Raw genomic sequence first — 21,962 nt, 5'->3', positions numbered from 1 at the left:
GGCGGGGTCAGTGGTGCGGCAGCACCGGATGCGTATGCCCCCGTCCGAGCCGATGGCGGGACCACTTGTGCAGCGCGTCTGCGGCGAGGACTCCCGGGATCGCGAGCGCCGCGAGGATGAACCCCGCCAATGGCGGCGGCGCCTGGCCCAGGAGCTGGGCGATCGGCCCCACGAAGAGGAACACCGCGAGGAGGGCCCCCTCGACCCCCACCGCCCAGAGCAGGAGCGGATTCCCCGTCCAGGAGAGCCGCCATGCGGGCCTGCTCGCGCTCCGGCACGCGAAGGCGTTGGCGAGCTGGCCGAGCACCACTGCCGTGAACGCCGCCCCGGAAGCCGCCGCCACGACGCCGGGCGCCGGGAGGTCGCCGCCCGGCCGCCAGCCCCCGAGCCACAGGACCACGGTGAACGCGGCCATCTCGAACAGCACCTCGACGGGGCCGAGGACCGCGAACACGCGGAACAGGAGGCTCCCGTCCATGAGGTGCCGCCGCTCGGGAGGCCGCTTGAGCACCCCTTCGCTCGGCCGCTCGCTTCCGAGGGCGAGCGCCGGGAACAGGTCGGTGCCGATGTCGAGGAACAGGATCTGCAGGACGCCGATCGCGGGCGGGAAGTGCCCGGCCGAAAGCGCCCAGACGATGAACGGCGTCAGCTCGGCGACGTTGTCGGTGAGGTGGTAGGTGAGGAAGCGCCGGATGTTGGCGTAGGTCGCCCGGCCCTGCTCGACGGCGGCGATGATGGTCGCGAAGTCGTCGTCGAGGAGCACGAGATCTGCCGCGTTCCGCGCCACGTCGGTCCCGCTGCGGCCCATCGCCACCCCGATGTCGGCCGCCTCGAGCGCCGGGCCGTCGTTGACGCCGTCGCCGGTCATCGCGACGACGTGCCCACGGGCCTGCAGCGCCCGGGCGACGTCGAGCTTCTGCTCGGGGCTCACCCGGGAGATGACCACGCCGTCCCGGTCCAGGAGTGCGCCGAGGACCTGGAGGTCCTCCGGCAGGGAATCGCCCTCGATCACCGCGTCGGCGCCGCTGCCTCGCACGATGAGCCCGATCTCCCGCGCGATCGCCGCCGCGGTCGTCGGATGGTCCCCGGTCACCATGGCGAGGCGGATCCCGGCGTCCCGCGCCTGCCGGATCGCTCCCGCGACGGCGGGCCGGGGAGGGTCGTGCAGCCCGATGAGCCCGCGCAGCACGAGCCGCTCCTCGAGCACGACGGCGTCCGCCCGGCCCTGCTCGGCGTCGGCCGCCTCGGCCGGCGCTAGCCCGCGGGACGCCACGGCAAGCACGCGCAGGCCCCGGGAGGCGAGCGCCTCGAGGGCCTCCTCGGCCCGGACGAGCCATGCGCGCTCGTCCGCTCCTCCCGGCACGCCGCGCTCCACGCCGCGCTCCACGCCGTCGCCGACGCAGAGCCCGAGCAGCGTCTCGGGCGCGCCTTTGACCCACAGTTCCGCCGCGCCCGAATGCGCGAGGACCGCGCTCTGTCGCTTGCGCTCCTCGTCGAAGGCGAAGCCGGCGGTGGGAACGGCGCCGGTCTCCGTCCCGCCGAGCCGCCGGTCCAGGGCCACGAGGGCGGCCTCCATCGGATCGCCCACGGCGCGCCACTCGCCGTCGTGCTCCTCGACGTCTCCCTGCGAGGCGGCGCGGGCGCCCGTCGCGAGCCGCGCAGCCGCCGACCGCGCGTCGTCGGGGCCTTTGACCGCCGCCGTCGGGGCGTACCCGGTCCCCTCGAGGACGACGGTGCCGTGCGGGGTCCAGACCTCGACGGCGCTCATGCGGTTCTGGGTGAGCGTCCCGGTCTTGTCGGTGCAGATGAAGGTGGTCGACCCGAGCGTCTCGACGGCTTCGAGGTTGCGGACGAGGGCGTGCCTGCGGCTCATGCGCTGGGCCCCCATGGCGAGCGAGAGCGTCACCGTCGGGAGGAGCCCTTCGGGCACGAGCGCCACGGTCACCCCGATGGCGAACAGGAACGCCCCGGTGATCGGGTTCCCGATCAGGAGCGAGATGACGAAGAACACCGCGCCCACGGTCACGGCGACGATGGCGATGATCCTCACGATGCGCCGCAGTTCGAGGTCGAGGGGGCTCGCCGGCGGCACCGCGCGCGTGGTGAGGCTGGCGATCTCGGCGAGCTTCGTGGCCGCTCCGGTGGCGCTCACGCGTCCGACGGCGTCTCCCGCCGCGACGAACGTGCCGCCGGCCGCCGCGTCACCCGCCTCGCGGGGGACCGGAAGGCTCTCGCCGGTGAGCATGGACTCGTCGAGGGCGAGGGACGAAGTGGACACGAGGTCGAGGTCGGCTGGCACCCTGTCCCCCGCCGCGAGGAGGACGATGTCCCCGGGCACAAGGTCCGCGGCGTCGACCACGCGTGTGTGTCCACCGCGCCTGACCTGGACTCGGTTCGGGAGCAGGTCGCGCAGCTTCGCCGAGGCGCGCTCTGCCCTCGCCTCCTGGAGGAACGCGAAGAGTCCGTTCACCACGACGACGGCGGCGATGGCCCAGCCGAGCTCGGGCATCCCGGCGACGAACGACAGGATCGACGCCGCCCACAGCATGAGCGCGAAGAAGTGGCCCAGCTCGGCGCCGAGCCGGACCCACCAGGGGCGCGGCCTCTCCCGCGGGAGGACATTCGGTCCCACCTGTTCCCTGAGCGCTGCGGCGGCGGCCTCGTCCAGCCCGGCGGGAATGCCATGCGCGGCGGAGTGAGGACGGCGGGACCCGACCGGTGCATGGTCCGTTGCGCTCACGCCATTCATTCTTCGTCAGCAGAGCCGGGGCGGGAAGGGGACGAAGGTCCCGCGGCGGTGCGGTCGGAACAAGGGCGGACCGCTGGAAGACAGTCGCCGGGAGACAGCCGCCCCGGGGACAGCCCTCCTGCAGACAGCAGAGAGGCGCTTCGGAGAACGTCTCCGAAGCGCCCCTCTGGAAGCCCCCTGAACAGCGTGCCTCTTACATCGGGTCCGGCCAGTTCCCGATCATCGGGGTCGTCGAGCCGCCCTTGGCGGAGCCGGCGACCGGGGCGCTCATCGGGTCAGGCCAGTTGCCGATCGCGGTGGGAGCAACGGCAACCCCGGAGATCGCGAGAGAACCGGCCACGGCCAGGGCGGCAATGAGTTTCTTGAGCATGATCATGTCCTTGTGGGTTTCATCCCGGGAGCGACCCGGGAAAGGGTGCGTGGATCGGGCAGAGCGTGCTTTGTCATGATTGACACACCAAGTAAAATAATTTCCACATGGCCTGTCAAGACGCGGCGGGGTCCGCGATGATTGTCCATAGTAGAAGGTGTAATTGGCCGGTACGACCGGCGCCGGGGGCCAGGAGGACAGTGTGGGCAGTGGATTCGGCGAGAAGCTGCGCGCGGAGCGGCTCGAACGCGGGCTCACGCAGGCCGAACTCGGGAAAGACCTGTACTCGCCCAGCTACATCTCCCTCCTGGAGACCGGCCGCCGGGAGCCCACGGCCGAGGTGATCCAGGAGCTGGCCCGCAGGCTGCAGCTCGCGCCCAAGGCGCTCGAGGCCTGGAGCCAGCCCGTGAGCGCCAACGACGCCGAGTACGTGCTGGCCGGCCTCTACGCGCGCCAGGCGTGGGACCTGAGGGACTACGCGCAGGCCGCGACCCACGCTGCCACCGCCGCCCAGTTCGCCCTTGAGGGGAAGAACAACAGCGCGTGGTGGAACATGACCTACATGCAGGCCGAGTGCCTCATGAAGCAGGGCGAGCTCGCGGAGTGCCAGCGGATCGTCCAGCACCTCCTCGAGCATCCGATCGTCTCGGAGTCCAGGGGCCTCGCCGTGCGCGCGCGCCAGATGCTCGCCGCCGTCTGCCACGGGCTCGGGCAGCTCGGGACCGCCATCGAGCACGCCCGCGAGGCCGTGCGGCTCGGCGCGCAGCTTCCAGCCGGCTCCACCATCTACGTCGGGGCGCTGCGCGCCCTCATCGGCGCCCTCGCGGAGAGCGGGAAGCTCGAGGAGGCGTGGGACCAGTGCCGCATCCTCGCAACGCTCATCGACGAGGACTCCATGGGCCAGCTCGCCGGCGAGGTCGAATGGGTGATCGGGAACGTCGCCTTCATGCGCGCCGACTACGAGGAGGGCGTCAAGCACCACGAGCGTGCGGCCAAGCTCCTTTCCCCCGCGAACGACATCGAGCTGTGGGCCCGGTTCAACAAGGCCTCCGCCGCGGTTCGCCTCTCGGGCGGCATCATCGAGCCGGAGACCCTCGCCGCGATCGAGCGCGCCGAGCTCGCCCTGAGCATCGTGGGCGGCTCTCGGACCGAGCAGCTCGAGGTGAGCTTCATCCGCGCACGCTGGCTCTACCTCAACGGGGAGATCTCGCGCGCCATCGAGATCCTGAAGTCGATCCACGCCGAGAAGTCCGTGCTCGGGCGGCACACGGCCGGCGAGGTGGCGCTGCTCTACGGGCGCGCCCTCAAGGCCCTCGCCCGGAACGACGAAGCCCTCGAGATGCTCAAGGACGCGCGCGAGCAGTTCAGCTACGCGGGCGCCTCGGACAAGGTCCAGCAGACCATGGACGCGATCCTCGAGATCCGCCTCGCGGAGCAGCGGGCCGAGAGGGGCGCAGTCTCGAACGGAAGCTGAGCGCGTCCGCCGGGCACGGGGCCCGGCGGACGCGTCAGGCGCCCGCTCCGCGCGGACGCGTCACGCGAACGTGCGGCCCGTGAGCTTCTCGTAGGCCTCGACATAGCGGGCGCGGGTGCGCTCGACGACGGCGGCCGGAAGCGCGGGCGGCTCCTGGCCGGAGGCACGGTCCCACCCGGACTCCGCGGAGGTGAGCCAGTCGCGGACGTACTGCTTGTCGAACGAGGGCTGCGCCTTTCCCGGCTCCCAGGTCTTGGAGTCCCAGAAGCGCGACGAGTCCGGCGTGAGCACCTCGTCGCCGAGGGTGATGTACCCGGTCACCGGGTCGAGGCCGAACTCCACCTTCGTGTCCGCGAGGATGATGCCCCGCTCGCGGGCGATCTTCTCGGCTTCCCGGTAGATCTCGAGGGTGAGGTCGCGCAGCTGGGCGGCGGCGTCGTCGCCCACCATGCCGGTCACGTCCTCATAGGTGATGTTCTCGTCGTGCTCGCCGACGGCGGCCTTGGCCGAGGGCGTGAAGATGGCCTCGGGCAGGCGCGAGCCGTCCACGAGCCCGGTGGGCAGCGGGATCTCGCAGACCGTGCCGGATTCGCGGTACTCGGCGAGGCCGGATCCCGTGAGGTAGCCGCGCGCGATGCACTCCACGGGGTACATCTCGAGCCGGCGGCAGATCATGGCACGGCCCTCGACCTCCACGGGGACGCCGTCCTCGGCGGTCGAGCCGAGAACGTGGTTGGCCACGTTGAGCTGGTCGAACCACCACAGGCTCAGCTGGGTGAGGATGCGGCCCTTGTCCGGGATGGTGCTGGCGAGCACGAAGTCGTAGGCGGAGATGCGGTCGCTCGCGACGACGAGGACGCGGTCGCTCTCGCCCGGCCCGGAGTCCGCCGGCTCGTACAGGTCGCGGACCTTGCCGGAGTAGACGTGGCGCCACCCCGGGAGATCGAGCGTCTCGGTCTGGTAGCCGGCCATCATTCGGCCCCCGTCCCGGCAGCACCGGACTCGACCGGATTGCGCCCTCCCGGCACGGTGATCTCACCGCGCTCGGCCTTGGCGGCGATGTCCGTGCGGAACTGCCCGCCGTCGAGCCCGAGCTGGGCGATGCCCTCGTACGCGCGTCGGCGCGCCTGGGCCAGCCCGTCCCCGAGGGCGACGACCGCCAGGACCCGGCCGCCCGAGGAGACGACCTTGCCGGCGTCGTTGAGCTTCGTCCCCGCGTGGAGCACGTGCACCCCCTCGAGAGCGTTGGCCTTCTTCAGGCCGCGGATGCGGTCGCCCGTGCGGGGCGTGTCGGGGTAGTCCTTGGAGGCGAGCACGACGGCGACCGCGGTCTCGGGCGCCCAGCGCAGCTCCTCGGCCCGGTCCAGCCGCCCGGTCGCGGCCGCGAGCAGGAGCCCGCCGAGCGGCGTCGTGAGCCGGGCGAGGACAGCCTGGGTCTCCGGGTCGCCGAAGCGCGCATTGAACTCGATGACGCGCGTGCCGCGGGAGGTGAGGGCGAGGCCGCAGTAGAGGACGCCCACGAACGGGGTGCCGCGCTTGGCCATCTCGTCCACGGTGGGCTGGGCGACCCGCTCGACCACCTCCTCGACGAGGCCCTCGGGGGCCCACTCGAGCGGCGTGTAGGCGCCCATTCCGCCGGTGTTGGGGCCCTCGTCATTGTCGAAGATCCGCTTGAAGTCCTGGGCCGGGGCCAGCGGGACCACTGTCGAGCCGTCGGAGAGGACGAAGAGGGAGACCTCGGGCCCGTCGAGGAACTCCTCGATCACCACCGAGCCGCCAGCGTCGAAGCAGGCCTGCGCGTGGGCGAGCGCCGCGTCACGGTCCGAGGTCACGACGACGCCCTTGCCGGCGGCGAGCCCGTCGTCCTTGACGACGTAGGGGGCGCCGAACGCGTCGAGGGCGTCAGCGGCCTCCTGGGCATTCACGGCAACGCGTGCCATCGCCGTCGGGACCCCGGCCTCGGCCATGACCTGCTTGGCGAAGGACTTCGAGGCCTCGAGCTGCGCCGCGGCCCGGCTCGGGCCGAAGACGGGGATGCCGGCCGCGCGGACGGCATCGGACACACCGGCGGCCAGCGGCGCCTCGGGGCCGACCACCACGAGGTCCACGCCGAGCTCCTGCGCGAGGGCCGTGACGGCCTCGGGGCTGTTGGCGTCGATGGTGTGCACGGGGACGTCCTGCGCGATTCCGGCGTTGCCCGGCGCCGCGTGGACCTCGGAGACGCCCGGGTCGGCGAGGAGAGAGCGGACAATGGCGTGTTCGCGGCCACCCGGGCCGATCACGAGAACCTTCACGCCCCCAAGGGTATCCCGACCATAGACTGTCGCCATGGCCTCTCACGCAACCTTCGCGGCGGACGACGCGGTCGAGCTCGCCGTGATCGAGCGCAGCGGCTTCATCGAGTCGCGGCACCTCGGCGCGGGAGTCGTGGTCGCCGGGGACGGCAGCGTCGTGACCGAGCTGGGCGACATCCGCAGCCCGATCCTCGCCCGGTCCACGCTCAAGCCCTTCCAGGCGCTCACGTCCATGATCTCGGGCGTCCCGCTGAGGGGCAGCCAGGTGGCGCTCGCGTGCGCCTCGCACACTGGCTCGCTGGACCACATGGACGTCGTGGAGGGCATGCTGCACGCCGCGGGCCTGCGTGAGGACGACCTCCTCTGCCCGGCGGACTGGCCGGCCGACGAGAATGCCCGCGCGTGGCTCGTCCGGGCCGGGCAGGGACGGCGGAAGCTTGCCTACAACTGCTCCGGCAAGCACGCGGCGTTCCTCTGGGCGTGTGTGGAGAACGGATGGGACCGGCGCAGCTACCTCGAGCCGAACCACCCCCTCCAGCACCGGGTCCGGGCCACCATCGAGGAGTACGCCGAGGAGCTCATCGCCCACCTGGGGATCGACGGGTGCGGCGCGCCGGTGGCCGCCCTCTCACTCCAGGGCCTGGCCAGGGCGTACTCGAAGCTCGCGAAGGCCCCGGGAGACCCCGGTGCGAACGCCCGGGCGGCAACGGTCGCGACGTCGATGCTCGACTACCCGTGGGCCGTCCAAGGCCGCGACAGGGAGAACACCGTGGTCATGGAGGAGCTTGGGATCCTGGCCAAGATCGGGGCTGAGGGCGTCCTCGTGCTCGCGACCCCGCAGGGAGCCGCCGCCGCGGTCAAGGTCCTCGACGGCAGCCTCCGCGCCACGACGCTCGTGGGCCTGACCATGCTCGCGGCCGCCGACGCCGTGGATGTCCCCGAGGTGGCCCGCGTCCTCGAGCGCGTCGTCGAGCCGGTCATGGGCGGCAGCCGCCAGGTGGGCCGCATCCGCCTCGGGCGCGCCGTCTCGGCGCTGCTGGACTAGGAGGACTGACGCTCATGGCTGTCCGCCGCAGGATCGCGCACGACGCCGGCCGCGCCGCCGTCGCCGACTGGCGCGCCGCACGGTCGGGTGACGGCAGCGGGGAAGGCGACCAGGGCGCCGTCGTGCGCGGGACCGTGCCCCGGCAGACGCTCGCGACGGCGGTGCGCTACCTCCTCGAGGAGCTCGCCGAGCGGGCCCCGGGGAACTCGGTCGAGGTGCGGGTGCCGCCGTTCGGGGTCGCCCAGTGCGTCGAGGGGCCGCGGCACACGCGCGGCACTCCCCCGAACGTGGTGGAGACCGACGCCGAGACCTGGCTCGCGCTCGCGACCGGGGCCCTTGTATGGCCCGAGGCGCTGGCGTCCGGGAAGCTCAGCGCCTCGGGCATCAGGACGGACCTGAGCGAGTTCCTGCCTCTCGCGTAGCTACCCGCGGCCGACGAAGGGCATGCCCGCGGCCGTGATGAGCAAGTTCCCGACTGTTGCTTCCGGGGGCAGGGACGCCATGAATGCGACGGCCTTCGCGGCCTCCTCGACCGCGAACGTCGGCTCGACCCGCCGCGTGCCGTCGGCCTGGAGTGCGCCCTCGCCGACGCCGAGCGTCGTCATGATCTCGGTACGGGTGTTGCCGATGTCGATCTGCCCGCAGCTGATCCCGTAGGGCCGGCCGTCGAGCTCGATGCTCTTGGTGAGGCCCGTGATGGCGTGCTTCGTCGTGGTGTACGCGACGGACCGCGGCCGCGGGCTGTGCGCGGAGATCGAGCCGTTGTTGATGATCCTGCCCCCCTGGGGCTTCTGCGCCTTCATCACGCGGAACGCCGCGGCTGCGCACAGGAAGCTCCCCGTGAGGTTCACGGCGAGGGTCGACTCCCAGTCGGCGAGGTCGATCTCGCCCACGTCCCCGGCGGGCCCGAACGTCCCGGCGTTGTTGAAGAGGACGTCCAGGCGGCCGAAGGCGGCCCCGGTCTCGTCGAAGAGGCGTTCGACGTCGTCGGGCCGGGTCACGTCGCAGGGCACGACGAGCGCGCGTCCCGGAGCAGGGACGGGAGCCGCCGTCTCGCGCAGTTGGGCCTCTCGGCGCCCGGCGAGCGCCACGCTCCAGCCCTCGGCGAGCAGCCGGCGGGCGACCGCTCGCCCGATCCCGCTTCCCGCGCCCGTCACGACGGCCACACGGGACCTCGCGGTGTCTGTCATCGTTTGTCTCCGTTCGTCGCGAACTTGACGGGCATCACGTCAGGACGCCAGTCTAGTTTCACATCGTAGTATTTCAGTTCCGTATTGCGGAATTTTGGGGATGACGAGGTCCCCCAGACTCCGCGCGCACCACCTGAGCGCGCAGAAAGAGGTTGGACGTGTTGACTGGAGAGCCTACCCAGTTCCTCAGCGGCCAGGTTGGCGGCAGCCCAGCTGCCGGGCTGGACCGTGACCCGGAAGAGACCGCGGAGTGGATCGAGTCCTTCGACTCGCTCGTCGCGGAGCGCGGCACCGAACGCGCCCAGTTCATGGTCAAGAGCATCCTGCAGCGCGCGGGCGCCCAGAGCGTTGGCGTGCCGATGGTGCACACCACCGACTACGTGAACACCATACCGGCGGACCAGGAGCCCGAGTACCCGGGCGACGAGGAGACCGAGCGCCGCTACCGCGCGTGGATGCGCTGGAACGCCGCCGTACTCGTGCACCGGGCGCAGCGGCCCGGCATCGGCGTGGGCGGGCACATCTCCACCTACGCCGGCGCGGCGACCCTCTACGAGGTCGGGTTCAACCACTTCTTCCGCGGCAAGGACCACCCAGGCGGCGGCGACCAGGTCTTCTTCCAGGGGCACGCCTCCCCCGGCATGTACGCGCGCGCGTTCATGGAGGGGCGCCTGTCCGAGGAGGACCTCGACGGCTTCCGCCAGGAGAAGTCCCGTGAGGGCCACGCCCTCTCCTCCTACCCGCACCCGCGGCTCATGCCTGAGTTCTGGGAGTTCCCGACCGTCTCGATGGGCATCGGGCCGATGAATGCCATCTACCAGGCCCAGTCCAACCGCTATCTGCACAACCGCGGGATCAAGGACACCTCGGACCAGCATGTGTGGGCCTTCCTCGGCGACGGCGAGATGGACGAGCCCGAGTCCCGCGGCCTGCTCCAGCTCGCCGCCAACGAGAACCTCGACAACCTCACCTTCGTGGTCAACTGCAACCTGCAGCGCCTCGACGGCCCGGTGCGCGGCAACGGGAAGGTCATGCAGGAGCTCGAGGCGTTCTTCCGCGGCGCGGGCTGGAACGTCATCAAGGTCGTCTGGGGCCGCGAGTGGGACTCGCTCCTGTCCAAGGACCGCGAGGGGCACCTCGTGCGCATCATGAACGAAACCCCCGACGGCGACTACCAGACCTACAAGGCCGAGAACGGCGCGTTCGTGAGGGACCACTTCTTCGGCAAGTCGCCGGAGACGAAGGAACTCGTCGCGGACCTCACGGACGAGCAGATCTGGAACCTCAAGCGCGGCGGCCACGACTACCACAAGGTCTACGCGGCCTACCGGGCGGCCGTCGAGCACAAGGGACAGCCCACCGTCATCCTCGCCAAGACCGTCAAGGGGTACGGCCTGGGTCCGCACTTCGAGGGCCGCAACGCGACCCACCAGATGAAGAAGATGACCCTGCAGGACCTCAAGGACTTCCGCGACCACCTGCGGATCCCGATCACTGACGAGCAGCTCGAGGCGAACCCCTACGAGCCGCCGTACTACCACCCGGGCCCCGACGCCCCGGAGATCCGCTACCTCCTCGCCCGCCGGGGCGAGCTCGGCGGGTCGGTGCCGCAGCGGCGCAAGGAGCACCGCGCCGTCGCGCTCCCCTCCGAGAAGGCCTACGAGATCGCCAAGCGCGGCTCCGGGAAGCAGCAGGCGGCCACGACGATGTCCTTCGTCCGCCTGCTCAAGGACGTCATGCGGGACAAGGAGTTCGGCTCCCGGATCGTGCCGATCGTCCCGGACGAGAGCCGGACCTTCGGCATGGACGCGTTCTTCCCGACCGCGAAGATCTACAACCCGAAGGGCCAGAACTACCTCTCGGTGGACCGCGACCTCGTGCTCGCGTACAAGGAGTCCCCTGCCGGGCAGCTCATCCACCCCGGCATCAACGAGGCCGGCGCGGTGGCGGCGTTCACAGCGGCCGGCACCTCCTACGCGACCCACGGCGAGCCGCTCGTGCCCGTCTACGTCTTCTACTCGATGTTCGGCTTCCAGCGCACCGGCGACTCCTTCTGGGCCGCCGCGGACCAGATGGCCCGCGGGTTCGTCATCGGCGCGACGGCCGGCCGGACCACGCTCACCGGCGAGGGACTCCAGCACGCCGACGGACACTCCCCGATCCTGGCCTCGACGAACCCCGCGGTCGTCGCCTACGACCCCGCCTTCGGGTACGAGATCGGGCACATCGTGCGCGCGGGCCTCGAGCGGATGTACGGGGGCGCCCATGAGGACCCCAACGTCATGTACTACCTCACCGTCTACAACGAGCCGATCGTCCAGCCCGCGGAACCGGCAGGCCTCGACGTCGACGCGCTGCTGCGCGGGATGTACCGGCTTCCGCTCCCCGCCCCCGGCGAGGGCGGGGACACCGCCGCGGACGACGCCGGTTCCGCATTCGCTCGACTCGGTGCCGACGCTCCCCGGGCGCAGGTGCTCGCCTCGGGCGTCGCGGTGCCGTGGGCGATCGAGGCCCGGCAGATCCTCGCCGAGGACTGGGGCGTGGCCGCGGACGTGTGGAGCGTGACGAGCTGGACCGAGCTGCGCCGCGAGGGCCTCGCCGCCGAGGAGCAGGCGTTCCTCCACCCGGAGCTCGAGGCCCCCGTTCCCTTCGTGACCCGGCAGCTCGCCGCAACGTCCGGACCCGTGGTGGCGGTGAGCGACTACATGAAGGCCGTTCCGGACCAGATCCGCCAGTTCGTCCCCCGCGACTACGCCGTGCTCGGCGCGGACGGCTTCGGCTTCTCCGACACGCGCGCGGCCGCCCGGCGGTTCTTCAAGATCGACGCGCACTCCGTCGTGGTGCGCACGCTCCAGGAGCTCGCGCGCCGCGGCGAGGTCCCTGCGGGGGCGCCGCGCGAGGCGATCGAGAAGTACCGCCTGCTCGACGTCAACGCGGGCACGACCGGGAACGCCGGCGGCGACGCATAGCCTCCGGCCCCAGGCAGCAGCCCTCCTCCCTGAGCGGGAGGAGGGCCGCTGCCGCATCACGCGCTCGGAGGCGCAGAGGAGTACAGCTTCCTCCGCGAGCGCGGCTCGGCCGAGTCGAAGCCCGTCGCCGAGCCGCACTAGTCCACGGGCGTGTGAGGCCTGGGACCGCGAGGTCCCCTACGGGTGCCTGAGCTCGCGGCCGCCCCCGCCGAGGCGCACGAGCGCCCGCACGAACGCGACCAGCTGGGCGATCAGCCCGATGACCGCGCCCACGACGGCGACCACCAGGACGATGCGCATCAGGAGGGCCCAGTCGAAGGAGCCGTCCGCGAAGTCGAAGGGGAACACGTCCCACACGCGCAGTGTCGCGAGGAGGCCGAAGACGAGCACGACCATTTCCCCGAGCGCCCGGATCGCTGGCGACCCGACGAGCAGGTAGACAGCGTTGGCCACCAGGCCCGCGATCCACGCGGCGTTGACCGCATCCATGACCCTCGTCGTGCTCGGCGTCAGGAACGGCACTGACCACCATCCCGGCCACACGTTGGCCGCATAGAGCAGCACGCCGTTGACGATGATGCCCGGCACCGCCCCAGCGCGGACCGATGCGGCCGACTCACTCCGTGCCATGGATCCATCACACCGCACACGCCCGGCGGGAGGGCAGGGGCTTTCGACCCCGCACTTCCCGGACGCGGCCAGCGCGGGTGGCCAGGTAACCGCTAGCGGGCGGCGAACCAGCCGAGGAGCGGGATGCGGCCGAGCCACGAGCGACGTTCCGCCCGTGCGCGATCGTGCCGGTCCGGCTGGATCGCGAAGTCGGGGTCGACGTTCGTGACCTTCGGGATGTAGCTCTCCCTCGGCGCAGACGCCAGGACCGGCGCTTCCTGCGCGGTGCTTGCTTTCGCGGACATCGACTTCCCCTTTCGTCCAGTGAGATCGCGTGTAGATTTATCGTATCGTGGAAACTTCTTCTTGTTATATGAAATCTTATGGGTATACCACCTCACCGGTCAAGGGTTGCGTGGCAGTCGACGCGCAACCCCCTCCCCCATCTCGGGTACGCGAAACTACGCCCAACCCCATCTCGGGTACGCGAGACTACGCCCAACCCCATCTCGGGTACGCCAGATCGCGCCCCACCCCATCTCGGGTACGCACGACGGCGGGCGCGCGCCTCGGCTTGGCCGGCGCGCGGCGTCGTCCGCTTTCGATGACGGAGGAAGGCCTGCCCGCGGCGGTCGCGTCAGACCGCGGAGCTCGTACCCGAGACGGCGGCGGCGCAGGCTTCGCGTACCCGAGGCGGCGGCGGCGCAGACTTCGCGTACCCGAGACGGCGGCGGCGCAGACTTCGCGTACCCGAGACGCCAGCGGCGCACTTTTCGCGTACCCGAGAAGGGGGTGGGCGGGGAGGTGCCGTACCCGGAACGGGCGTGGGTCAGGTGCGGTTGAGCTCTGCCGAGATGGCCTCCGCGGCCTGACGCAGGAGCGGGACGGCGCGCTCGCCGAAGGCCTCGTCCACGCGGGAGATGGGCCCGGAGACGGAGATCGCGGTGGGCGTCGGCGCATGGGGGACGGCCATCGAGAAGCAGCGGACGCCGATCTCCTGCTCCTGCTCGTCGATCGCGTAGCCGCGGGCCCGGATCTTGTCGAGGTCGGAGAGGAGAGAGTCGACGTCGCCGATGCTGTAGGGCGTGGGGGTGGGCATGCCCTGCCGGGAGACAATCGAGCGGACCTGCTCGTCGCCGAGCTCGCCGAGGATGGCCTTGCCCACGCCGGTGTCGTGCGTGTGAGCGCGCCGGCCCACCTCCGTGAACATCCGCATCGCGTGGGGCGAGGGGACCTGGGCAACGTAGATGACCATGTCCGAGTCGAGGACCGCCATGTTGGCCGTCTCACCCAGCTTGTCCACGAGCATCTTCAGCTGGGGCTGCGCGAGCGCGCCGAGCTGCTTGTTGGCGCCCTCGCCGAGGCGGATCAGGCGCGGGCCGAGGGCGTAGCGGCGGTTCGGCAGCTGCCGCACGTAGCCGAGGGCGACCAGCGTGCGCAGCAGCCGGTGGATCGTGGGCAGGGGGAGCTCGGTCGAGGACGACAGCTCGCTGAGCGTGACGTCTCCCCCGGCGTCGGTGATGAGTTCGAGCAGCTCGAAGACGCGCTCCACCGACTGGACGCCGCCCGATGCCTTCTCGGCCATGTCTCCTCCTGAATGCCACAGCTTCCGACAAAAATTATCCGCATCCCGGAATTCTGCGGCTCTTCAACGATACCCCACGCTCCCATCGTCAGATAGGGACGCGCGGAAGCAATGGGACTTGAACTTTCCAAGATGCAGAGAATAATATCCGTAGTACGGAAAACATGACCGAGGCTGATGCCTCCCGACAGAAGGACGATTCAATGGCGAGTCCCAGCCCCGGCAACTCCATCACCCTCCGCGTCGACGCCCCAAGCCGCATCAGCATCACGAGCGAGCTCGCCGCGGCCGTCGCAGCCGCCGGCGCCCCCGTGACCGCGCTCGACATCAGCGAGTCCCACCACGACCAGCTGGTCGTCGACATCACGTGCAACACGACCTCCGAGCAGCACGCCGAGGAGGTCGCCGCGGCCCTCGAGGCGCTCGAGGGCGTGACGGTCCGGAAGGTCTCCGACCGCACCTTCCTCATGCACCTGGGCGGCAAGCTCGAGGTCGTCCCGAAGGTTCCCCTCCGCAACCGCGACGACCTCTCGCGGGCCTACACGCCCGGCGTCGCCCGCGTGTGCCGTGCGATCGCCGAGAACCCCGAGGACGCACGCCGGCTCACGGTCAAGCGGAACACCGTCGCGGTGGTCACCGACGGCACCGCCGTGCTGGGCCTCGGCGACATCGGGCCAGCCGCGGCCCTGCCCGTGATGGAGGGCAAAGCCGCGCTCTTCAAGCAGTTCGCCAACGTGGACGCGTGGCCGGTCTGCCTCGACACGAAGGACACCGAGGAGATCATCAGGATCGTCAAGGCGATCGCCCCGGTGTACGGCGGCGTGAACCTCGAGGACATCGCGGCCCCGCGATGCTTCGAGATCGAGGCCCGCCTCCGCGAGGAGCTCGACATCCCGGTCTTCCACGACGACCAGCACGGCACCGCGATCGTGACCCTGGCCGCCCTCGTCAATGCCCTCAAGATCGTGAAGAAGAACATCGAGGACGTCCGCATCGTCATCTCCGGCGTGGGCGCAGCGGGCAACGCGATCATCCAGCTCCTCCAAGCCCAGGGCGCGAAGAACATCATCGCGTGCGACCGCAAGGGCGCGATCCACCGCGGCCAGCAGCACACGGACGCGCACCGCATCTGGATCGCGGAGAACACCAACCCCGAGGCCTTCTCGGGCACCCTCGTCGAGGCCCTCAAGGGCTCGGACGTGTTCATCGGCGTCTCGGCACCGAACCTCTTCGGTCCCGACGCCGTCGCCACCATGGCGGAGAACGCGATCGTGTTCGCCATGGCCAACCCGGACCCGGAGACGGACCCGGTGGCGGCCGCCGACCACGCCGCCGTCGTCGCCACCGGCCGCAGCGACTTCCCGAACCAGATCAACAACGTGCTTGCGTTCCCGGGCGTCTTCCGTGGCCTCCTCGACGCTGGCGTGGCCGACATCACCCCTGCCATGCTGGTGGCTGCGGCCCAGGCGATCGCCGCCCGAGTCTCGGACGAGGAACTCAACCCGAGCTTCATCGTCCCGAGCGTGTTCGACCCGCACGTCGCCCAGGACGTCGCCGCCGCGATCGTCGCCGCCGCCCACGCGTAGCCGCAGGCGCACAGCAGAGCACCCAGGCCCACTGACCTCCCGGCACCGGGAGAGAGAAGGAGGATGGCATGGCCATCACCGTGACCGACACGGCGCCCGTCGCGCGCGCCGGGGAGATCCTCACCGACGAGGCCCTCGCGTTCATCGAGGAGCTCCACGCCCGCTTCGGCGCCGAGCGCAACGCCCGCCTGGCCGCCCGCAAGGCCCGCCGGGCCGAGGCGGCCAGCACCGGCCGGCTCGACTTCCTGCCCGAGACCGCCTCGGTCCGCGAGGGGGGCTGGAAGGTCGCGGAGGCCCCCGCGGCCCTGCAGGACCGCCGCGTGGAGATGACCGGGCCGGCCAGCCCGGCGAAGATGGCCATCAACGCCCTCAACTCCGGTGCCCGCGTGTGGCTCGCGGACATGGAGGACGCCTCGAGCCCCCACTGGGCCAACGTCGTCGACTCCGTCCTCAACCTCCGCGACGCGGCGCAGGGCACCCTCTCCTACACCTCTCCCGAGGGCAAGGAGTACCGCCTCCGCAGCGACGCCCCGCTCGCCGTCGTGGTCACCCGCCCGCGCGGCTGGCACATGGAGGAGCGCCACGTGATGGTCGACGGCGAGCCCGCCATCGGCGCGCTCGTGGACTTCGGCCTGCACTTCTTCCACGTGGCCAAGCACCTCATCGCCTCCGGCCGCGGCCCGTACTACTACCTGCCGAAGATGGAGAGCCACCTCGAGGCCCGCCTCTGGAACGACATCTTCGTCTTCGCCCAGGACTACCTCGGCATCCCGCAGGGCACCATCCGGGCCACCGTCCTGATCGAGACCATCCCGGCCGCCTTCGAGATGGACGAGATCCTCTACGAGCTGCGCGACCACGCCTCGGGCCTCAACGCGGGCCGCTGGGACTACCTCTTCAGCATCATCAAGTACTTCCGCGACGCGGGCGAGAGGTTCACCCTCCCCGACCGCGCCTCGGTGGTCATGACGGCGCCGTTCATGCGCGCCTACACCGAGCTCCTCGTGCAGACGTGCCACAAGCGCGGCGCCTTCGCCATGGGCGGAATGGCCGCGTTCATCCCCAACCGCAAGGAGCCGGAGATCACCGCCGCCGCGATCGAGAAGGTGCGCGCAGACAAGACCCGCGAGGCGACCGACGGATTCGACGGCTCGTGGGTGGCACACCCTGACCTCGTGCCGACGTGCCAGGAGGTCTTCGACGCGGTCCTTGGCGACAAGCCGAACCAGGTCGACCGGCTCCGCCCCGACGTCCACGTGACCGCGGACCAGCTCCTCGACGTCTCCTCGACGGAGGGCGTGGCCACCGAAGCCGGCCTGCATCTGAACCTCTACGTCGCCGTCGCCTACACGGCCGTGTGGCTCTCGGGCAACGGCGCGGTGGCCATCCACAACCTCATGGAGGACGCCGCGACGGCGGAGATCTCCCGCTCCCAGGTCTGGCAGCAGATCCGGAACAAGGTGGTCCTGGCCGACACGGGCAACACCGTGACCCGCGAACTCGTCGAGCAGGCCCTCGCCGAGGAGACCGAGCGGCTGCGCACCGAGGTGGATCCGCAGGCCTTCGCGAAGTTCTACGAGCCGGCCAGCCGCCTCATCGCGGACATCTGCCTGTCCGAGGAGTACACGGACTTCCTCACCACCCCCGCCTACGAGCTGGTGGGCTGATGGGCTCCCACTCCCCCAGGCCGCACCCGGTCTTCGGGGAAGCCGACTACGAGCGGATCGACGCCGGCCTCGCCGACACGGACCGCCTGCTCGCCGTCGGCTACCCCGGCGACTCGGGGTCGCGCCAGCCCGTCCACACCGTCTACGTGCCCGCGGACCGCTTCACGCCGTCGCTCCCGGCGGAGTGGGGCGCCGCCGCGCTCGCGGCCGCGGAGGAGGCCGGCGGCGTGCGGGCACTCGCCGAGCTCGTGGGCCTCTCCCCCGAGCTCGCCGCCGAGGTGGCGCCCCGGGTTGAGGCCAAGCTGCGCACCGAGCCGATCGAGGACCTTCGCCTCGACTTCGAGGACGGGTATCTCGCCCCCGGCCGCGCGGCCCAGGCCGGCGGGGACCCGGAGGAGACGGAGGACGCCGAGGCGGTGCGGGCGGCGGACCAGCTCGCCGCCGCGCTCGCCGCAGGGAGCGCGACGCCGTTCGCCGGGATCCGCTTCAAGTGCCTCGAGGAAGCCACCCGCCGGCGTGGCCTGCGCACACTGGAGCTCTTCGTCGTCCGGCTCGTCGACGCCGTCGGCGGCCCCGACGGGCTGCCCGACGGCCTGGTGCTGACCCTGCCCAAGGTGACCACGGTGGACCAGGTCAAGGCGATGGTCTACGCCGTCGAGCGCCTCGAGTCCGCGCTCGGCCTGAACCCCGGCCGGCTCGGCTTCGAGGTCCAGGTCGAGACCCCGCAGCTCATCATCGGCGCGGACGGATCCCACCCGGTCGCGCAGCTGCCGCACAAGGCGGACGGCCGCATCACCGCCCTGCACTACGGCACCTACGACTACTCGGCGTCGCTCTCGATCGCCGCCGCGTACCAGTCGATGGAGCACCCCGTGGCCGACTTCGCCAAGGAGGTCATGCAGCTCGCGGTCGCCGGGACGGGCATCCGCCTCTCCGACGGCTCGACCAACATCCTTCCGCTCGGGGACGCCGCGCAGCGCCAGGAGGCCTGGCGGCTGCACGCCCGCCTCGTGCGCCGTTCCCTCGAGCGGGGCTTCTACCAGGGCTGGGACCTCCACGCGCACCAGCTGCCCACCCGGTACATCGCGACCTACGCGTTCTACCGGCAGGGGCTGGACGCTGCCACCGAGCGGCTGCGCAACTACGTGGCGCAGACCGTGGGGGCCGTCCTCGACGAGCCGGCGACCGCGCGCGCCCTCGCGGCCTTCGTGCTGCGCGGCCTCCAGTGCGGCGCGGTCGGTGCGGACGAGGTCCTCGCCTCGACCGGGCTGACCGAGGCCGAGCTCACCGGCCTCGCACATCCCCGGCTCGCGCACCCCCGGCTCGCGCACAGCGCCGCCGTTCCGAACTGACCCCGCCAAGGAAGAGACATGGGCAAGTACTACTACCCCGAAGGCGGCCTGCCGCCGCAGACCCACCTGACCACCGAGCGCGCCATCGTCACCGAGGCCTACACGGTCATCCCCAAGGGCGTCCTGACCGACATCGTCACGTCCAACCTGCCCGGCTTCGCGAAGACCCGCTCGTGGATCATCGCCCGGCCCATCTCCGGGTTCGCGACGACGTTCTCCCAGCTCATCGTCGAGATCGCCCCCGGCGGCGGGGCTCCCAAGGCGGAGTTCGAGCCCGGTGTCGAGGGCGTCGTGTTCGTGGTCAAGGGCACGGTGAACCTGACGCTCAACGGCGAGGCCCACGAGCTCGGCGAAGGCGGCTACGCCTACCTCGCCGCCGGCGACGAGTGGGGCCTGGAGAACGTCTCGGACGACATCGTCTCGTTCCACTGGGTGCGCAAGGCGTACGAGCGGCTGCCGGGCTACGAGGCCAAGAGCTTCGTCACCTCCGACGCCGAGGTGGCACCCCGGGAGATGCCGGACGTCAACGGCGTCTGGAAGACCACCCGCTTCGTCGACCCCGACGACCTCGCGCACGACATGCACGTGAACATCGTGACGTTCCAGCCCGGCGGCGTGATCCCGTTCCCGGAGACCCATGTCATGGAGCACGGCCTCTATGTCCTGGAGGGCAAGGCGATGTACTTGCTCAACAACGACTGGGTGGAGGTCGAGGCCGGCGACTTCATGTGGCTGCGTGCCTTCTGCCCCCAGGCCTGCTACGCCGGCGGCCCCGGCGAGTTCCGCTACCTCCTCTACAAGGACGTCAACCGCCAGGTGAAGCTCACCTGAGAGGAGCCCTCAAGCACGACGGCGCGGGGCCGGCCTGGCACTGAGCCGCCCCGCGCCGTCGTCCCCCGCGTTTCGGGTACACATCCTTCGCGCATTTCACCCTTTCGGGTACGCCAGATCCCACGAGAGGGCCTTCCGGGTACGCGGTCAGTCCTTCCCCGGACCTCCAGCGATCCGATAGGACTCCTCGACCATCTCGGCCAGCTCGTCCCGCGAGATCCGCCCCAGCCGGACGAGCACGAGCTGCGGAGACCCCACGTGGTGCGGGATCTCCCAGTAGAACGTCTCGGGGTCCGTCGCAGCGAGGGCCTCGCGTTCCTCCGTCTTGAGAGTCACGACACCGGGCTCCCAGATGCGTGCGAACAGCGTCTTGGCGAACCACGCGGGCTGGTTCCAGCTCGGCCGCTCGGTGACGCCCGGCAGGGCCAGGCACAGCGCACGGACGTCCTCCTCGGTGGCCACGGCTCGGTCTCGCCGGGCTCAGTCGGCGCTGCGGAGGTCGTAGACCAGGGCGACCAGCGCGTCGTCGTACGTCGCTGCCTCGCGCCGGGCGAGCTGGACCTGTCCCGCCGGGCCGAAGCGCCGCCCCTGGCCGATCTTCGACGGCGCCACAACCAGCCGCAGCCCGTCAGCCTCGCCGGGGTCCAGGAGCTCCCGGACCAAGCTCAGGCTGCCCCAGCAGCCGATGTCGCCCTCGGGGTCCGCCGCGAAGCCGTCGGCGCTGACCGTCTCCTGAACAATGAGCCGTCCCATGGCTCCACCGTGGCACCGGAGTCCGCCTGTGAACAAGGGCTAACGTTGGCTTCGCCATGACATCTCCCGCTCGCTACCCGTGGGCCGTGCTTGCCCACGCCGTCTTCCTCCAGCTCGCCGCGTACACCGTGCGGCCCACGGCGTCCTACCGCGCGCTCGAGCTGGGCGTCGAGCCGGCACTGCTGGGACTGGTCGTGGCGAGCTTCTCCCTCCTGCCGCTCGCGGCCGCGGTGTGGGTGGGCCGGATGGACGACGCCGGCCACGGACGCCCGCTGCTCCTCGCCGGCGCGCTGCTCATGGTCGGCTCCGGGGTGGGGCTGCTGCTCGCGACCCCGGACGTGTGGTGGCTCCTCGGCTGGAACGCGCTCCTCGGCCTCGGGCACCTCATCAGCCTCCTGGGCGAGCAGAGCCGCATCGCCGAGGCCGCGGCCGCTTCGGGGCGGCGGCGGAACCTGGACGCGCTCTTCGGCCTCTACACGTTCGCAGGTTCGGCCGGGCAGGCGCTCGCCCCGACCCTGCTCGCCGTGGTGGGCGGCGGCTCCGTGCTGCCCGAGACCGGACCGCTGTTCGCCCTCTACCTCGCCGCGGCTGCCTCCATGTCCGCGACGACCCTGTGGATGGTCGTCAGGCGGTCAGGGACCCGGGGCAGCAGGCGCACGACCTCGATTCCACTGCGCCAGGCACTCGCCGCCGATCCGGCCGTCCGGCGGCCCCTCGTGACCTCGATCGGGGTGTCGATGATGGTGCTGTGCTCGATCGACCTCATCCAGGTCTACCTCCCGGCCCTCGGGGTGGAACGCGGGATCCCCGCCTCCGTGGTCGGGGCGCTCCTGACCGCCCGCGCGCTCGCGACCATGGCCTCGCGGCTCGCGCTCGGACGACTCGTGGACCGGTTCGGCCGCTCCGGGCTCATCCTGTGGGCGACCGCCGCGGGCGCCGCCGCCGTCCTGGCCGTCGCGGTGCCGATGCCGGAGTGGGCCCTCGGCGCCGTACTCGTCGCGGCCGGGTACGCGCTCGGGATCGTGCAGCCCCTGACGATGACCGTCGTCTCCCTCGCCGCGCCACCCGGCACCCGGGGGACCTGGCTCGCCGCACGGATCACGGCCAACCGCCTCGGGCAGGCCGTCGTCCCGCCCGCGGTCGGGCTGCTCGCCGCCGGGATGGGGTCGGCTGGAGTCTTCACGGCGGCCGGGGTGCTGCTGGGGGCTTCGGCGGCCGGGTGGCGAGCGGCTCGCCCGGCCCCCTGACCCCCTGACCCGCCCCTTGGCGTTTCGGGTACAGCTCTTCACTCCCCCACCCGTTTCGGGTACGGGTCTTCGTTTGCCTCTGCTCAACGGGTACGCGAGGCACGACGCCGAGGCCTCGCTCCGTGTGGTGAGCTCACCCGCCCAGGGTTCCCCGCGGCGTCGCACGCCAGACCTTCGAGAAGTGGGTGCCCGCGCGAAAGAGCGGTGCGCCGTACCCGAAACGCGTCAGGCGCTGATTAGC

19 protein-coding genes are annotated in these 21,962 nt (G+C 71.3%); 9 read left to right on the top strand and 10 right to left on the bottom strand.

What is annotated here, in order from left to right:
* Positions 1 to 7: 7 nt before the first annotated feature.
* A complete protein-coding gene (locus tag ABD298_RS13940) occupies positions 8 to 2,740 on the bottom strand; it encodes a cation-translocating P-type ATPase (RefSeq protein WP_425564426.1) in 2,733 nt (910 codons plus the stop codon).
* A gap of 202 nt (positions 2,741 to 2,942) precedes the next feature.
* A complete protein-coding gene (locus ABD298_RS13935) occupies positions 2,943 to 3,119 on the bottom strand; it encodes a hypothetical protein (RefSeq protein ID WP_344300346.1) in 177 nt (58 codons plus the stop codon).
* A 202-nt stretch (positions 3,120 to 3,321) separates the two neighbouring features.
* On the opposite strand from ABD298_RS13935, the gene ABD298_RS13930 reads away from it, so the two are divergent.
* Positions 3,322 to 4,593: a helix-turn-helix domain-containing protein gene (locus ABD298_RS13930; protein WP_344300440.1), complete on the top strand. Its 1,272-nt coding sequence runs from the start codon at positions 3,322 to 3,324 to the stop codon at positions 4,591 to 4,593.
* Between the two features lie 60 nt (positions 4,594 to 4,653).
* On the opposite strand, the gene ABD298_RS13925 is transcribed toward ABD298_RS13930, so the two are convergent.
* A complete protein-coding gene (locus ABD298_RS13925) occupies positions 4,654 to 5,565 on the bottom strand; it encodes a phosphoribosylaminoimidazolesuccinocarboxamide synthase (RefSeq protein ID WP_344300345.1) in 912 nt (303 codons plus the stop codon).
* Positions 5,565 to 6,887, bottom strand: a complete 1,323-nt coding sequence (gene purD, locus ABD298_RS13920; protein ID WP_344300344.1) for a phosphoribosylamine--glycine ligase — start codon at positions 6,885 to 6,887, stop codon at positions 5,565 to 5,567. Before purD ends, ABD298_RS13925 begins: the two co-directional genes overlap by 1 nt.
* 34 nt (positions 6,888 to 6,921) lie before the next feature.
* On the opposite strand from purD, the gene ABD298_RS13915 reads away from it, so the two are divergent.
* Complete coding sequence (locus tag ABD298_RS13915) at positions 6,922 to 7,932, top strand: asparaginase (protein WP_344300343.1); 1,011 nt, start codon at positions 6,922 to 6,924, stop codon at positions 7,930 to 7,932.
* 14 nt (positions 7,933 to 7,946) lie between these two features.
* A complete protein-coding gene (locus ABD298_RS13910; RefSeq protein ID WP_344300342.1) occupies positions 7,947 to 8,354 on the top strand; it encodes a sterol carrier family protein in 408 nt (135 codons plus the stop codon).
* On the opposite strand, the gene ABD298_RS13905 is transcribed toward ABD298_RS13910, so the two are convergent.
* Complete coding sequence (locus tag ABD298_RS13905) at positions 8,355 to 9,122, bottom strand: SDR family oxidoreductase (RefSeq protein WP_344300340.1); 768 nt, start codon at positions 9,120 to 9,122, stop codon at positions 8,355 to 8,357. It lies immediately after the preceding gene.
* A gap of 158 nt (positions 9,123 to 9,280) precedes the next feature.
* On the opposite strand from ABD298_RS13905, the gene aceE reads away from it, so the two are divergent.
* A complete protein-coding gene (gene aceE, locus ABD298_RS13900; protein ID WP_425564424.1) occupies positions 9,281 to 12,091 on the top strand; it encodes a pyruvate dehydrogenase (acetyl-transferring), homodimeric type in 2,811 nt (936 codons plus the stop codon).
* A 177-nt stretch (positions 12,092 to 12,268) separates the two neighbouring features.
* Here the strand turns inward: aceE and ABD298_RS13895 are convergent, their stop codons facing one another.
* The 3 genes from ABD298_RS13895 to ABD298_RS13885 all read right to left on the bottom strand — a co-directional run bounded on the left by ABD298_RS13895 (position 12,269) and on the right by ABD298_RS13885 (position 14,285).
* Positions 12,269 to 12,721, bottom strand: a complete 453-nt coding sequence (locus ABD298_RS13895; protein WP_344300338.1) for a hypothetical protein — start codon at positions 12,719 to 12,721, stop codon at positions 12,269 to 12,271.
* Between the two features lie 92 nt (positions 12,722 to 12,813).
* Positions 12,814 to 13,005, bottom strand: coding sequence for a hypothetical protein (locus tag ABD298_RS13890; protein ID WP_344300337.1), 192 nt, complete (start codon positions 13,003 to 13,005; stop codon positions 12,814 to 12,816).
* Positions 13,006 to 13,529: 524 nt separating this feature from the next.
* Positions 13,530 to 14,285: an IclR family transcriptional regulator gene (locus ABD298_RS13885; protein WP_208710352.1), complete on the bottom strand. Its 756-nt coding sequence runs from the start codon at positions 14,283 to 14,285 to the stop codon at positions 13,530 to 13,532.
* Between the two features lie 203 nt (positions 14,286 to 14,488).
* On the opposite strand from ABD298_RS13885, the gene ABD298_RS13880 reads away from it, so the two are divergent.
* From ABD298_RS13880 to ABD298_RS13865, 4 genes are all read left to right on the top strand, one after another.
* Positions 14,489 to 15,871, top strand: a complete 1,383-nt coding sequence (locus ABD298_RS13880; protein ID WP_344300336.1) for an NAD(P)-dependent malic enzyme — start codon at positions 14,489 to 14,491, stop codon at positions 15,869 to 15,871.
* Positions 15,872 to 15,939: 68 nt separating this feature from the next.
* Positions 15,940 to 17,538, top strand: coding sequence for a malate synthase A (aceB, locus tag ABD298_RS13875; protein ID WP_344300335.1), 1,599 nt, complete (start codon positions 15,940 to 15,942; stop codon positions 17,536 to 17,538).
* A complete protein-coding gene (locus tag ABD298_RS13870; protein WP_344300334.1) occupies positions 17,538 to 18,890 on the top strand; it encodes a DUF6986 family protein in 1,353 nt (450 codons plus the stop codon). Before aceB ends, ABD298_RS13870 begins: the two co-directional genes overlap by 1 nt.
* 18 nt (positions 18,891 to 18,908) lie before the next feature.
* Positions 18,909 to 19,721 carry a bifunctional allantoicase/(S)-ureidoglycine aminohydrolase gene (locus ABD298_RS13865; RefSeq protein ID WP_344300333.1) on the top strand — a complete coding sequence of 271 codons (813 nt, stop codon included), beginning with the start codon at positions 18,909 to 18,911 and terminating at the stop codon, positions 19,719 to 19,721.
* 147 nt (positions 19,722 to 19,868) lie between these two features.
* Here the strand turns inward: ABD298_RS13865 and ABD298_RS13860 are convergent, their stop codons facing one another.
* Positions 19,869 to 20,183 carry an MmcQ/YjbR family DNA-binding protein gene (locus ABD298_RS13860; RefSeq protein WP_344300332.1) on the bottom strand — a complete coding sequence of 105 codons (315 nt, stop codon included), beginning with the start codon at positions 20,181 to 20,183 and terminating at the stop codon, positions 19,869 to 19,871.
* An 18-nt stretch (positions 20,184 to 20,201) separates the two neighbouring features.
* Positions 20,202 to 20,474, bottom strand: a complete 273-nt coding sequence (locus ABD298_RS13855; RefSeq protein WP_344300331.1) for a dihydrofolate reductase family protein — start codon at positions 20,472 to 20,474, stop codon at positions 20,202 to 20,204.
* A gap of 56 nt (positions 20,475 to 20,530) precedes the next feature.
* Here ABD298_RS13855 and ABD298_RS13850 point away from each other — a divergent pair, with 56 nt between their 5' ends.
* Positions 20,531 to 21,721, top strand: coding sequence for an MFS transporter (locus tag ABD298_RS13850; RefSeq protein ID WP_344300330.1), 1,191 nt, complete (start codon positions 20,531 to 20,533; stop codon positions 21,719 to 21,721).
* The last annotated feature ends 241 nt before the right edge of the window (positions 21,722 to 21,962 follow it).

Origin of the sequence: Sinomonas flava (assembly GCF_039531875.1) — a bacterium.
GTDB lineage: Bacteria > Actinomycetota > Actinomycetes > Actinomycetales > Micrococcaceae > Sinomonas > Sinomonas flava.
This window is presented reverse-complemented; position numbering and strand designations above follow the sequence as displayed.

Excerpts from the sequence above, each read along its gene's own strand:
- ABD298_RS13905 (WP_344300340.1), bottom strand. The coding sequence starts at position 9,122 with ATGACAGACACCGCGAGGTCCCGTGTGGCCGTCGTGACGGGCGCGGGA.
- ABD298_RS13915 (WP_344300343.1), top strand. The coding sequence starts at position 6,922 with ATGGCCTCTCACGCAACCTTCGCGGCGGACGACGCGGTCGAGCTCGCC.
- ABD298_RS13925 (WP_344300345.1), bottom strand. The coding sequence starts at position 5,565 with ATGGCCGGCTACCAGACCGAGACGCTCGATCTCCCGGGGTGGCGCCAC.
- ABD298_RS13885 (WP_208710352.1), bottom strand. The coding sequence starts at position 14,285 with ATGGCCGAGAAGGCATCGGGCGGCGTCCAGTCGGTGGAGCGCGTCTTC.
- ABD298_RS13865 (WP_344300333.1), top strand. The coding sequence starts at position 18,909 with ATGGGCAAGTACTACTACCCCGAAGGCGGCCTGCCGCCGCAGACCCAC.
- ABD298_RS13895 (WP_344300338.1), bottom strand. The coding sequence starts at position 12,721 with ATGGCACGGAGTGAGTCGGCCGCATCGGTCCGCGCTGGGGCGGTGCCG.
- ABD298_RS13880 (WP_344300336.1), top strand. The coding sequence starts at position 14,489 with ATGGCGAGTCCCAGCCCCGGCAACTCCATCACCCTCCGCGTCGACGCC.
- ABD298_RS13910 (WP_344300342.1), top strand. The coding sequence starts at position 7,947 with ATGGCTGTCCGCCGCAGGATCGCGCACGACGCCGGCCGCGCCGCCGTC.
- aceB (WP_344300335.1), top strand. The coding sequence starts at position 15,940 with ATGGCCATCACCGTGACCGACACGGCGCCCGTCGCGCGCGCCGGGGAG.
- ABD298_RS13870 (WP_344300334.1), top strand. The coding sequence starts at position 17,538 with ATGGGCTCCCACTCCCCCAGGCCGCACCCGGTCTTCGGGGAAGCCGAC.
- ABD298_RS13890 (WP_344300337.1), bottom strand. The coding sequence starts at position 13,005 with ATGTCCGCGAAAGCAAGCACCGCGCAGGAAGCGCCGGTCCTGGCGTCT.
- ABD298_RS13855 (WP_344300331.1), bottom strand. The coding sequence starts at position 20,474 with ATGGGACGGCTCATTGTTCAGGAGACGGTCAGCGCCGACGGCTTCGCG.
- ABD298_RS13850 (WP_344300330.1), top strand. The coding sequence starts at position 20,531 with ATGACATCTCCCGCTCGCTACCCGTGGGCCGTGCTTGCCCACGCCGTC.
- ABD298_RS13935 (WP_344300346.1), bottom strand. The coding sequence starts at position 3,119 with ATGCTCAAGAAACTCATTGCCGCCCTGGCCGTGGCCGGTTCTCTCGCG.